9 protein-coding genes and 3 pseudogenes are annotated in these 12,667 nt (G+C 68.5%); 3 read left to right on the top strand and 9 right to left on the bottom strand.

Translation table 11 applies throughout. The annotated features are described in order from the left end of the window. Together PGN12_17680 and PGN12_17675 are read right to left on the bottom strand one after the other, a co-directional pair. Positions 1-87: P-II family nitrogen regulator (locus PGN12_17680; protein MEH3105700.1), on the bottom strand; the 87-nt coding region annotated here is incomplete at its 3' end. A gap of 352 nt (positions 88-439) precedes the next feature. Then, positions 440-2,620 (bottom strand): PQQ-dependent dehydrogenase, methanol/ethanol family, encoded by a 2,181-nt coding sequence (locus PGN12_17675; GenBank protein MEH3105699.1) that lies wholly within the window; start codon positions 2,618-2,620, stop codon positions 440-442. A 402-nt stretch (positions 2,621-3,022) separates the two neighbouring features. Here PGN12_17675 and PGN12_17670 point away from each other — a divergent pair, with 402 nt between their 5' ends. Then, entirely contained in the window at positions 3,023-3,844 is an 822-nt protein-coding gene (locus PGN12_17670) for a CAP domain-containing protein (GenBank protein ID MEH3105698.1), read from the top strand. Positions 3,845-3,872: 28 nt separating this feature from the next. Here PGN12_17670 and map read toward each other — a convergent pair whose 3' ends face one another. Further along, positions 3,873-4,697 (bottom strand): type I methionyl aminopeptidase, encoded by an 825-nt coding sequence (map, locus tag PGN12_17665; protein MEH3105697.1) that lies wholly within the window; start codon positions 4,695-4,697, stop codon positions 3,873-3,875. A gap of 52 nt (positions 4,698-4,749) precedes the next feature. Here map and PGN12_17660 point away from each other — a divergent pair, with 52 nt between their 5' ends. Beyond that, positions 4,750-5,508 carry a molybdopterin-binding protein gene (locus tag PGN12_17660; protein ID MEH3105696.1) on the top strand — a complete coding sequence of 253 codons (759 nt, stop codon included), beginning with the start codon at positions 4,750-4,752 and terminating at the stop codon, positions 5,506-5,508. Continuing rightward, complete coding sequence (locus PGN12_17655; protein MEH3105695.1) at positions 5,508-5,978, top strand: OsmC family protein; 471 nt, start codon at positions 5,508-5,510, stop codon at positions 5,976-5,978. Before PGN12_17660 ends, PGN12_17655 begins: the two co-directional genes overlap by 1 nt. Positions 5,979-6,176: 198 nt before the next feature. Here PGN12_17655 and PGN12_17650 read toward each other — a convergent pair whose 3' ends face one another. The 6 genes and pseudogenes from PGN12_17650 to glpD form a co-directional block, all read right to left on the bottom strand. Then, on the bottom strand, positions 6,177-8,513 hold the full coding sequence (locus PGN12_17650) for a TonB-dependent receptor (GenBank protein MEH3105694.1): 2,337 nt from the start codon (positions 8,511-8,513) through the stop codon (positions 6,177-6,179). Between the two features lie 349 nt (positions 8,514-8,862). Then, a pseudogene (locus PGN12_17645) lies at positions 8,863-9,560 on the bottom strand (response regulator transcription factor). 98 nt (positions 9,561-9,658) lie between these two features. Then, complete coding sequence (locus PGN12_17640; GenBank protein MEH3105693.1) at positions 9,659-9,799, bottom strand: hypothetical protein; 141 nt, start codon at positions 9,797-9,799, stop codon at positions 9,659-9,661. A gap of 308 nt (positions 9,800-10,107) precedes the next feature. Beyond that, positions 10,108-10,500 (bottom strand): annotated as a pseudogene (locus tag PGN12_17635) (AI-2E family transporter). A 382-nt stretch (positions 10,501-10,882) separates the two neighbouring features. Further along, entirely contained in the window at positions 10,883-11,650 is a 768-nt protein-coding gene (locus tag PGN12_17630; protein ID MEH3105692.1) for a DeoR/GlpR family DNA-binding transcription regulator, read from the bottom strand. Further along, positions 11,647-12,667, bottom strand: a pseudogene (glpD, locus tag PGN12_17625) (glycerol-3-phosphate dehydrogenase). The gene PGN12_17630 and the pseudogene glpD overlap by 4 nt, the downstream one beginning before the upstream one ends.

Genomic DNA, 12,667 nt, shown 5'->3' with positions numbered 1-12,667 from the left:
GGTGATGCCGCTGACGCCGATGTCGTGAAGGGCTTCCTTCACCTCGTCCAGCTTGAACGGCTTGATGATCGCTTCGATCTTCTTCACGCGACGGACGCCCCACCCAGGATCATGTTCGGATACCCCCACGAGTACCTTGCACCGACCGTGCCAGCCGACGTGCAGGAGGGCAAGGTGTCGAATCGCGCGGTAACGGAGGTTAAGGATTGCCTAAGGATTGGGCATGGCGCGGGGGGCTGCCGGTTTTGGGGGCAGGTACTCCTGCCTGTCCCGTCACCCCCGGCCTTGAGCGGGACCCTTGCAAAACGGGCGCAACGGCATCGAGCCCATGGTGCAGCCTTTTGCAAAGGCCCGGCCTTGGGTTGGGGTCCCGCTTCTTCATTGCCGGCGAGAGAAGCGGGACCCCGGGTCAAGCCCGGGGTGACGGACAAGGGGAACCCTACTTCTTCGCTGCTCCATCCTTCAGGTTCGCGCGGGCCCAGCGCGCTTCGTCGATGACGTAGTGACGGATCGACTGCGCCTGTTCGGGGGTCATGACGCGCGCGAAGCTGACCATGCCGCGATCCTTGAGCGCGCCGTCGATCAGGATCGATTTCCACGTGTCCGCATCCGCCAGCACGGGCGAGTTCTGGAGGTTGGGCAGGACGCCGCCACCTGCGGCGCTCGCGCCGTGGCAGACCTGGCAATAGCGGCCGAACAGCAGCTTGCCCTGGGCGACCTGCTGCGGCGCCGCGGTGTCGGTCGGCAGCGGAACGGGCGCGGCGGGGGAGGCGCCGGGGGCGGGCGGCAGCTTCGCCGCGCCGTCGAGCGCGAAGACCAGCAGGCGCGGGCGGTTGGGCACGTCGCGCGCCTTGCCGATGGCATAGCCGATCGACAGCGGCAGCGCGCCGCCGCGTCCGGCGAGGACGGCGACATATTGCTTGCCGTTCACCAGATAGGTCGCGGCCCCGGCCATGATCCCGGTGCCGGCGGGGAAGGAGAACAGCTGCCTGCCCGTGTCCGCGGCATAGGCGCGGAACTCGCCGAGCGCCGTCCCCTGGAAGACGAGGTTGCCCGCGGTCGCCATCGTGCCGCCGTTCCACGGCGTGGGATAATCGACCTTCCATCGCGGCTTGTTCGCGACCGGGTCCCAGGCGACGAGCGAGCCGGTCGCGCCGGTGGTCGCCGCCTTCACCGCGGCGGCGTCGCGCGGGTACATGGCGTTGCCCAGATCCTGCCCGACGTTGAAGCCGATCGGCTTCGCCTGATCGAGCGGAGAGGACGGGTTGAGATAGGCCGCGGCCACCGACTGTGCCGGGATATAGGCGAGCCCCGTCTGCGGCGAGAAGCTCATCGGCTGCCAGTTATGCGCCGCGATCGCGGAGGGGACCGCCAGGAAGGGCTTGCCGGTGCGATAGTAGCGCGCCTCCGGATGCTCGATCGGGCGCCCGGTAGACAGGTCGTAGCCGCTGGCCCAGTTGACGCCGGGAATGAACTGACCCGCGTTGATGAGCTTCCCGTCGGTGCGGTCGACGACGTAGAAGAAGCCGTTCTTGGGCGCCTGCATCAGCACCTGCCGCTTCTGCCCGCCGATCGTCAGCGTGGCGAGGTTGATCGGCTGCGTCGCGGTGAAGTCCCACGTCTCGCCCGGCGTTTCCTGATAGTGCCAGACATATTCGCCCGTCTCCGGCTTCAGCGCGACGATCGAGGAGAGGAAGAGATTGTCGCCCTGGCCCTCGCTGCGCAGGCCGTGGTTCCAGGGCGAGCCGTTGCCGACGCCCAGGTACAGCTGGTCGAGCTCCGCGTCATAGACGATCGAGTCCCACACGGTGCCGCCGCCGCCCGACTGCTTCCACTGGCCGTTCTTCGACCAGGTGGGGGCGACCTTCGCCATCGCCGCGTCGCTGGCCGCGCCGTCCTTCGCCCCCGAAGGGTTGGGAACGGTGTAGAAGCGCCATTTCTGCGCGCCGGTCTTCGCATCGTACGCGGTGACATAGCCGCGCACGCCGAACTCCGCGCCGCCGTTGCCGATGACGACCATGTCCTTCACCACGCGCGGCGCGCCGGTTATCGTATAGGGCCTGGCATTGTCGGTGGTCTGAACCGACCAGTTCGGGGTGCCGGTCTTCGCATCCAGCGCGATCAGCCGGCCGTCGAGCGTGCCGAGAAACAGCTGCCCCTTCCACGCGGCGACACCGCGGTTGACGACGTCGCAGCACGCCTGCACGCCCTTTTGCGGATCGACTTTGGGGTCGTAGTCCCACAGTTTCTTTCCCGTCGCGGCGTCGAAGGCATAGACCTTCGACCAGGGGCCGGTGACGAAGAGCTTGCCGTCGATCACGATCGGCGTGGCTTCCTGTCCGCGTGCGTCGGGCATGTCGGCGAACCAGGCGAGGCCGAGCTTCGACACGTTGCCGGCGTTGACCTGCGTCAGCGGGGAGAAGCGCTGCTCCTGATAGTTGAAGCCGGTCATCGCCCAGTCGCTGCCGTCGCCGCCGGTGGTCAGCAACGCGGCGTCGACCTTGCCGACGCCGGTGCGATCGACCTGCTGCTCCGCCTGCGCGGCGTCGGGTGCCTTCGCACCGCTGCATCCCGCCACGCCCAGCACGACCGCCAACAGCGGCACGCCCATGTTGCGCATAGTCTCTCCTCTTCCCCGCCCGGATGTTCCGGGTCCGGTAAGCACACTGACTTACCCCGGCGAGGTTGGGAAGGGGGCGGTGGCACTTTGGTAAGGCGCACATGCTAATCGCGCCGGCATGGCCAGTTTCTCTATGCGATGGATGGGCGCGGCGCTGCTGCCGCTGATGGTGACGGGATGCGGGGGGCGGGGACGGCGGCTCCGGCAGCGGCGGCACGACGCCGGTCGTGGTCGCGCCCGCGCCGACCCCGTCGCCCACGGCCTCGGCGACCGCGCCGGCGCCGTCACCCTCGCCCTCGCCATCGCCGAGCGGGACGACCGTCGCGCCGTTCCCCCGCCGCACCGGCGGCCCCGGCCAGCTGGAACGCGGGCGTCGCGGCGCTGTATGCGACCGCGCCGGACGTGCCGAACTGCCGCGCGGGCGTGCTGAACGCGAGCGTCAGGGCGGACGTGCTGACGCGGCTGAACGCACTGCGCGCGATCCATCACCTGCCCGCGGTCACCTATGCCGATGCGGACGAGGAGCAGGCGACGCAGGCGGCGCTGCTGATGGCGGCGAACGGCAAGCTCGACCATTTCCCGACCTCCGCCTGGACCTGCTATACCGAGAACGGGCGCAAGGGGGCGGGGAGCAGCAACCTGTACGGCGGGCTGATCGCGTCCAATCTCGCCTTCTACAGCGAGGATGCGTATCTCGCGGGGTGGATGATCGAGACGAGCAATATCGTCGCGAACAATGTCGGGCATCGGCGCTGGATGCTCGATCCGTTCCTGGGCAGGATATCCTACGGACGCGTCGCGCAGCTGCTGTCGGACGGACGGCGCACCGATGCGTCCGCGCTGAAGGTGTTCGATTTCGCGGGCGGCGTGCCGGCGCCGGGGTCGCTGCCGGCGTTCGTGGCCTATCCGCAGGGCGACTATCCGGCGCGCTATTTCGATCCGCGCGCGCTGCTGTCCTTCTCCGTCATCGCGGATGCGACGCAGCGCGGGGGCGCGAACGCGACGGTCAATTTCAGCGCGGCGACGGTGACGGTGAAGGCGGGCACGACCACGCTGGCGGTGTCGAACATCACGTTCGACAATGTCGGCTACGGGCTGCCCAACAACATCCAGTTCAACGTGGCGGGGCTGCAGGACAACGTCACCTACGAGGTGACGGTCGCGAACGTGACGGTACGCGGGGCGGCGAAGAGCTATACCTATACGTTCAGGACGGTGGGTTGAGGCACCTCGATCTGTCGGCGGTGACGGACTAGTACGGCGGCTGGTGGAGCCCCGCGGGCGAGGCGGTGAAGATTTCGCAGCCGTCCTCGGTGATGCCGATCGAATGTTCGAACTGCGCCGATAGCGAGCGGTCGCGCGTCACCGCGGTCCAGCCGTCGTCGAGCAGCTTCACGTCGGGGCGGCCAATGTTGATCATCGGCTCGATCGTGAAGATCATCCCCGGGCGCAGCTCGGGCCCGGTGCCGGGGCGGCCGACATGGACGACCTCGGGCGCGTCGTGGAACAGGCGACCGACGCCGTGCCCGCAGAAATCGCGCACCACGCCGTAGCGATGCGCCTCCGCATGCCGCTGGATCGCGTGCGCGACGTCGCCCATGTGGTTGCCGGGCTTCGCCTGCTCGATACCGAGCATCAGGCATTCGTAGGTGATGTCGACCAGCCGCTTCGCCTTCAGCGGCACGTCGCCGATCAGGTACATGCGGCTGCTGTCGCCGTGCCAGCCGTCGACGATCGGCGTCACGTCGACGTTGACGATGTCGCCCGACTTCAGCGGCTTGTCCGACGGGATGCCGTGGCAGACGACATGGTTGATCGAGATGCAGCTGGAATGGGTGTAGCCGCGATAGCCCAGCGTCGCGGGCACGCCGCCGCCCGCCAGCACGAAATCGTAGATCAGCCGGTCGATCTCCGCGGTGGTCACGCCGGGGACCATATGCGGCACCAGCATGTCGAGCGTCTCCGCGCACAGCCGCCCCGCCTTGTGCATGCCGGCGAAGGCGTCGGCGCCGTACAGCTTGATGGCGCCGTTGCGCGCGAGCGGCGCATCGCTGGTGACGGTCACATATTCGGTCATGACGGGCGATATAGCGTGACGCCGCGGCGATTGCGAGGTTATGCCGTCCCCCATGCAGACCGAACGCATCTGGACCGCCGCGCTCGTCGTCATCGGCGACGAAATCCTCTCCGGGCGCACGCAGGACAAGAACGTCGCGCAACTGGCGCAATGGCTCAACGTCCAGGGCATCCGGCTGGCCGAGGTGCGCGTGGTCGCGGACCGCGAGGAGGCGATCGTCGAGGCGGTCAACACGCTGCGCGCGCGCAATGACTATCTCTTCACCACCGGCGGGATCGGGCCGACGCACGACGACATCACGGTGGACGCGATCGCTGCCGCGCTGGGGGTGGGCGTGACGCACCATCCGGCCGCGGTCGCGGTGCTGGAGCGCTATTATGCGACGCGCGGCGGCGTGACCGACGCGCGGCGGCGGATGGCGCGCGTGCCCGAGGGCGCGGATCTGATCGAGAATCGCGTCAGCGGCGCGCCGGGGATCCGGATCGGCAACATCTTCATCATGGCGGGGGTGCCGCACATCACCGCGGGGATGCTCGATGCGCTGACCGGCACGCTGGAGGGCGGACGCCCGGTGGTAAGCCGCACGATCGGCTGCTGGGTCGCGGAAAGCGAGATCGCGGACCTGCTGCGCACCACGGAGAAGGCGCATGAGGGGGTGGCGATCGGCAGCTATCCCTTCTTCCGCGAGGGGCGGACCGGGGCCAATTTCGTGGTGCGCTCCCCCGATCAGGCGCAGGTGGATGCGTGTATCGCCGATCTGACCGCGGGTCTGGAGGCGGCGGGGCATCGGACGACCGACGGCGGGATCTGATGCGGACGCACCGATATGCGGTGCGCACGGTGTGGACCGGCGATCGCGGCGAGGGGACCGCGACCTATCGCGGCTATGCGCGCGATCACGTCATATCGGCGACGGGGAAGGAGGACATCGCCGCCTCCTCCGACCCCGCTTTCCTGGGCGATCCGGCGCGGTGGAACCCGGAGGAGCTGCTGGTAGCGTCGCTGAGCGGGTGCCATCAGCTGTGGTATCTGGCGCTCTGTGCCGAAGCCGGTGTGGTGGTGGTGGCGTATGAGGACGCCGCCGAGGGCGAGATGCTCGAGGAAGCGGGCGGTGCGGGGCAGTTCGTGTCGGTCACGCTGCGGCCGCGGGTGACGATCGCGGCGGGTGGTGATGCGAATGTGGCGATGGCGCTGCACGAAAAGGCGCATGCGATGTGCTTCATCGCGCGGTCGGTAGCGTTTCCGGTCGGGTGCGAGGCGGAAGTGGTGCTCGCTGAGTAGGACGTCACCCCGGCCCGAGGCTGGGGTGACGGTGGTGGGTTGGGTTTGGCCATTGCCCCCAACTCCGTCATCCCCGCGGGGGCGCGGATCCAGACGCGCAGGTCCTGGCAAGATCCGGAACGTCAGAGGTTATGGATTCCCGCCTCCGCGGAAATGACGATGGGGCGGGTGGGGCGGTGGTGACCGCCCCACCTCTCATCAGAAGCCGCGGCGCAGCGTCACGAACCACTGGCGCGGGGCGCCGGCGAGCAGCGTCTGGTTGTCGCCGCTCGCCGTGTAGCCGTTGGTGCCGATGGTGGAGATGTACTTCTTGTCGGTCAGGTTGGTCACGCTGCCCTCGATCGCGAAGCCGCGGAAGAAGCCGAAGCCGTCGCCGAAGCGGAAACCGATGCTGGCGTCGACCAGCACGCGGCCGGCGACCGACTGGTCGTTGAGGTAGGTGAAGTAGCGCTTCGACATATAGTCCGCGCCGACGCGGCCGAAGACGCGGCTGTCGTCATAGACCAGCTCGCCCTTCGCCATGTGCTCGGGCGTGTCGACCACGGTGCGGCCGCGGGTGGCGGTCAGGACGGCGCCGGCGGCGTTGACGACGTTGTCGCGGTAGGTCGCCTTGTTACAGGAATAGCTGGCGAAGGCGGTCAGCGGTCCCATGATGCGGTAGAAGGCCGAGAGTTCGCCACCATAGCTCTCCACGTCGCCGGCGTTGTTGAGCGTGGGCGGGTTGCCCTGGATGCCCGAGCCGTTGGCGAAGACGAGCAGCCGGTCGGAGAAGTCGATGTAATAGCCGACCGCCGACAGCTGCAGCCCGCCGCTGCGGATGCGGACACCGCCCTCGACCGTCTTCGACGTCTCGGGGCGCAGCGTCGAGCGGATCGCGTCGAACCCGACCTGCGTGATCGCGAACGGACCCGAGGTGGCGGACGACACGAAGGCGCGCATGTTCTCCGAATAGCTGGCGAACAGCTCCGCGCCGCCGGCCAGGTCGTATACCGCGCCGACCTGCGGCAGGAACCAGTCGCGCGCGCGGATCCGGCCCGACACCAGCGCGCCCGTGAGCAGGGTGGCGGTATTGTCCACCTGCATCCCCTTCCACCCGCCGGTGAGCGTCAGCTGGCCGAGCTTCAGCGTGTCGGCGACGTGATACTGGACGGTATCGGTGTCGTAATTGCCGTTCCACTGCGTCGCGAACGGGTTCGACTGGAAGTCGCGCGCGTTGCGGTTCGGCGTCGCGGCACTGGTCATGCCGTAGAAGCGGCGCGCCTGGAGGAAGGTGTTCGTCTCCAGCCACGCACCGACCTCGAGCCGGTTGGGGCCGGTCTCCAGCGCGACCGAGGTCGTGTTGCCGGCGCGGCGGATGCGATATTCGGTGGTGCGGAACGACAGCGGCGACGCGGCGGCCAGCGGCTGGCCGTTGGCATCGGGGGCGCCCGCGGGGGTGGGGACATAGGGCGTGATCCACGAACCCTGGCCCTTGTTGCGGTGGATGTAGCTGGTCGACACCACCGACAGCATGTCGTTCAACCACGCGTCGACGGTGAACCCGCCGAGCCAGTCCTGCCGCACGCCGGCGGCGTCGTAATAGACGTCGTCGACGGTGCCGATCCCGGTCGGCAGCGCGGTGCCCGACTGGTACGCCTGCCCGATGCGGAGCGCGAGCGGGTAGTCGTTGCTGATATTGTCGTTGTTCAGCCCGCGACGACGGATGATGTCGTAGCTGAGGTCCTGATAGTCGTTCTCGCGCCGGTCGGAGAAGTTCACGAAGGCGGTGATCGCCCCGCGCCCGCCCAGATCCTTCATCAGCTTGCCATTGGCCTGATGCTGGATCTGCTTGCCGAATCCCTTCCACTTGTCGGTCTTCAGGAAGCCGTAGCTGAGATAGCCCTTGAGGCCATCGGCGATGTCGCCGCTGTCGGCGCGGACGAAGGCGCGGTACGTCTCGTCGCTGCCATAGGTGCCGCTGGCGACCAAGTCGGCGACGTCGGACGGCTTGCGGCTGACGAACTGGAGCGTGCCGCCCAGGTTGCTGGTGGAGGCGGTGCCGAGCGCGCCGGCGCCCTGCGCCACGGTGGTGCTGGCGATATTCTCCGAGATGATCGCGCGGCTGATGTGCAGGCCGTTGACGTTGCCGTAGCTCATGTCGCCCAGCGGCACGCCGTCGAGCGTGAAGCCGAGCTGGTTCTGGTTGAAGCCGCGCAGCGAGATGCGGGTCGACCATTCGTAGGCGCCGAAGGCGTCGGCCGACTGGAAGTTGACGCCCGGCAGCTTCGATACCGCCTTGAGCGGCGAGGTGCCGGGCGTGAGGCGCTCCAGATCCGCGGCGGTGACGGTCTGCACCTGACGCGCCTGGCCGAAGCCGAGCACGACGATGTCGCTGCCGTCCTCGGGGATCGGCTGGTCTGGCGCGGTACGGTCGATGTCGGCGGCGGTGGCGGGTGCGGGCGCGTCCTGCGCGAGCGCGGGCTGGGCGGCGGCGGCGAGCAGCATGGCGGCAAGCGATGAGGCGGCACCGGCGAGCAGCGTGAACTTCGACGTCATGATGGTTGATCCCCCTGTGTCGGGGGCGCCCTGCCGCACGGTCGGGACAGCGCGATGACGCTTTGGTTGCGGATCGGCGACATGGGTGTCGCGGAATTGTCACGGGGCGATCCGTTACCCCGGAGCCCGACCCGGGGTCCCGCTGCTCGATCGTGGTGCGTAGCAAGCGGGACCCCACCTCAAGGCGGACATTTGCAAAATGGATGCAACAGCGCCGCGTACCGGCCGTGCAGACTTTCGCGAAGGTCCCGCTCAGGGCCGGGGTGACGGACGGTGCGACGCAACGAAAAGGCCGCGGCGCCCCCCCGGTGCCGCGGCCTCCTGCGCCGATACGGGATCGGCAAACTGGTCAGGCGACCGCGACGGCCTCCTCGGGCTCGCGCAGGACATAGCCGCGGCCCCACACCGTCTCGATATAATTCTCGCCGTCGCACGCCATGCTCAGCTTCTTGCGCAGCTTGCAGATGAAGACGTCGATGATCTTGAGTTCGGGCTCGTCCATCCCGCCGTACAGGTGGTTGAGGAACATTTCCTTCGTCAGCGTGGTGCCCTTGCGGAGCGAGAGCAGCTCCAGCATCGCATATTCCTTGCCGGTCAGGTGGACGCGTGCGCTGTCGACCTCGACCGTCTTGGCATCCAGATTGACCGACAGCTTGCCGGTGCGGATGACCGACTGCGAATGCCCCTTCGACCGGCGGACCACGGCCGTGGATGCGCGCGACCAGCTCGTCGCGGTGGAACGGCTTGGTCACGTAATCGTCGGCGCCGAAGCCGAAGCTGCGCACCTTCGAATCCATCTCGTTGATGCCCGACAGGATCAGCACGGGGGGTCTGCACGCGGGCGACGCGCAGCTTCTTCAGCACGTCGTAGCCGTGCATGTCCGGCAGGTTGAGGTCGAGCAGGATGATGTCGTAATCGTACAACTTGCCCAGATCGAGGCCTTCCTCGCCCAGGTCGGTCGAATAGACGTTGAAACCCTCGGTCGAGAGCATGAGTTCGATGGCCTTGGCCGTCGTCGGCTCGTCCTCGATCAGCAGCACGCGCATGGCCGGTCGTCCCCTGGTTCGCGAATGAGGCGGCCCCGCCGCCCAATCACCCGATTCATTTACCAAACTGCATCTGAACGCAAAAGGTTAATTCGCGATTAATCGAGCGTCGGGATGTCGTCGCCATCGACCGGCGCGCCCACGCTCTCCCTGGGTGTCCCCTTCGAGGTGAACAGCGTGCGTTCGCGCGAACGCGGTATGTCCTCGCCCAGCACCTCGCGCAAGTAGAGGCTGCGCACCAGCGTGAAGCCGACGACCAGGATGCCGCCCGAAAAGAAGATGCCGAACAGCCCGAAGACCGCGCCGGTGCCGATGATCGCGAACAGGCTGAGCGCCGGCGGAATGGCGATGACGCGGCCGGTGACGACGGGGGGTGACGAAATTCGTCTGGACGATCCGCACGATCGCGAAGACCGCGAGCGCCCAGAGCAGGGTCTGCGTGCCGTCGGTCGCGGCGAGGCCGAGCGCGGGGAGCATCGCGGCGACGGGGCCCGACATAGGGGATGAACTCGCTCAGGCCCGTCAGCAGCCCCAGCAGCGCGGCGGAGGGGACCCCCGCGATCCACAGGCCGATGCCGACCATCGTCCCCATCGCGGTCATCTGGATCAGCTGCGCGCGCAGCCACAGCAGCAGCGTCGAGGCCACGTCGCCGAGCGCATCCTCCACCGCGGCGCGCTTCGACGGGGGGATCATCAGCAGGAACCCGCGCTCGTAGATCTTCGGGTCGACCGCGAAGAAGATCGCGCCGAAGAGGACGAGGAAGGTGTTGAGCAGCAGCTCGCCCGCGCCGCGCGCGATCTCCCCGATGTCCTGCGCGACGCGGCTGCCGGCGAAGGCGGCCTGCACCGCATCGGCGACCTTCGCGCCGACCGGGCTCTGCGACATGTAGCCGTCGAGCTGCTGAAGCAGGCCGGGCAGCGCGATGACCAGCGTGTTCACCTGCGAGCGGAACTCGACCCCGAAGAGCCAGAAGAGCAGGCCGAGGAAGGCGAAGAGGGCTGACGATCGCGGCCCCCATCGCGCGTTTCTCGCCCAGTCGCAGCCTGGTCGCGTAGATGTCCGCGACGGCGTGGATGACGATCGCGATCAGGATCGAGCCGAAGGCGAGGATCAGCAGGTGGCGCGCGAAATAGAGTGCGGCGACGATCGTGACGATCAGGACGATCCACAAAACGCGCCGCACGAAGCGCGCATCCGCCTCGTCAGGGGTCAGCCGGTTCATGCGCGCGGTGCGAGGGCGGAATGTTTCACATCGGCAACAACGCGCGGGAGGGAAAAGGTTGCGTCGTCTCCGTGCTCCTGCGTGCGCGGGGACACGGGGTCATTCCCCCGTTTCGATCAGGGTCACGCCGTGATCGTCGCACAACTGCCGCAGGCCGGGGTCGACGAGGCGGTCGGTCACCAGCCAGTCGACCATGTCGAGCCGCCCGATCCGGACCGGGGCGGCGCGGCCGATCTTGCCGGCGTCGGCGACCAGGATGACGCGGCGCGCGTTCTTCACGATGGTCTGCGTCACCTGCACCTCGTCGACCGAGAAATCGAGCAGGCTGCCGTCGTCGGGATCGATCGCGGAGGCGCCGATGATGGCGAGGTCGACCTTGAACGTCGCGATGAACTGCATCGCCAGCGCACCGACGACCGCGCGGTCGCCGCGGCGGACCTGACCGCCTACCACGACGACGTCGATGTCGGGGCGCCCGTCGAGCTGGTCGACGACGTTGAGGTTGTTCGAAATGACCATCAGGTCGCGGTGCCGGACGAGGTGCGCGGCGACGGCCTCCGTCGTGGTGCCGATGTTGACGAAGAGCGACGCGCCGTTGGGGACGAGCGCCGCCGCCGCCGCGCCGATCGCGGCCTTCGCCCCCGTCGCGACGGTTCGGCGCGCGGCATAGTCGATGTTGTCGATCCCGGAGGTGACGACCGCGCCGCCGTGGACGCGCGACAGCATCGCGCGGCGGGCGAGCTCGTTCAGGTCCTTGCGTATCGTCTGCGGCGTCACCGACAGGCGGCGGGCGAGGTCGTCGACCTCGACGCTGCCCGCGGCGCGCGCCCATTCCAGGATTTGGCGGTGGCGGTCGGTGTCGCTCATGCCGCCAGGTAGCGCGCGATCGCCTCGGCTGCGCCCGCCGGGACGTGGAGACCGAGCTTGCTGCGGCGATAGAGGATGTCCTCCGCGTCGCGCGCCCATTCGTTGGCGGCGAGCCAGTCGACCTCGCGCGCGTGCAGCCCGGCGCCGAAATCCTCGCCGAGATCGGCCGGGGTGCGGGCGTCGCGCAGGATGTCGGGGGTCGTCGTGCCATAGGCGCGGGCGAGGCGACGGAGCAGCGCCGCCGGCATCTGCGGATAGCGGGCGGCCAGCGTGGCGAGGTAGCCGGCGAAATCCATGTCGGGCATGTCGCCGCCCGGCAGCGTCGCGCCCGCGGTCCATGCCGGGCCCGCGGCGGGAAAGAAGGGGGCGAGCTCCTGCATCGCATGCTCGGCGAGCTTGCGATAGGTCGTGATCTTGCCGCCGAAGATGCTGAGCATCGGCGCGTTCTCGTTCGCGCCCTGCGGCCCCTGGTCGAGGTCGAGGACATAGTCGCGCGTGACCGCGGACGCATTCGCGGCCTTGTCGTCGTAGAGCGGGCGGATGCCGGCATACGTCCATTTGATGTCTGCCTGGGTGGGCGCGCGATCGAAGTAGCGCGCGACCGTCTCCAGCAGATAATCGGTTTCGTGCCGGGAAATCCGCGCCTTGGCCGGAGCACCCTCCCATGCCTCGTCGGTGGTGCCGACCAGCGTGAAGTCGCCCTCGTAGGGGATGGCGAAGACGATGCGGCGGTCGGGGTTCTGGAGCATGAAGGCGTGGTCGCCCTCGTACAATCGCGGCACGACGATATGGCTGCCCTTCACCAGCCGGACGCCGCGGTCGTCGCGCGCGTGGGGCACGCGGCCGAGCACGTCGGCGACCCACGGGCCGGCGGCGTTGACGAGCGCGCGGGCGGTCACGGTACGCTCGCCATCGGCATCGGCGATCGTCGCGGCCCAACCGCCGTCGGCGCGTCGCGCGTCGACCCAGCCGGGTGCGGGTCAGGATCCGCGCGCCGCGGTCCGCGGCATCGCGCGC

Origin of the sequence: Sphingomonas phyllosphaerae, assembly GCA_036946405.1 — a bacterium.
In the GTDB taxonomy this organism is placed as follows: domain Bacteria; phylum Pseudomonadota; class Alphaproteobacteria; order Sphingomonadales; family Sphingomonadaceae; genus Sphingomonas; species Sphingomonas phyllosphaerae_D.
This window is presented reverse-complemented; position numbering and strand designations above follow the sequence as displayed.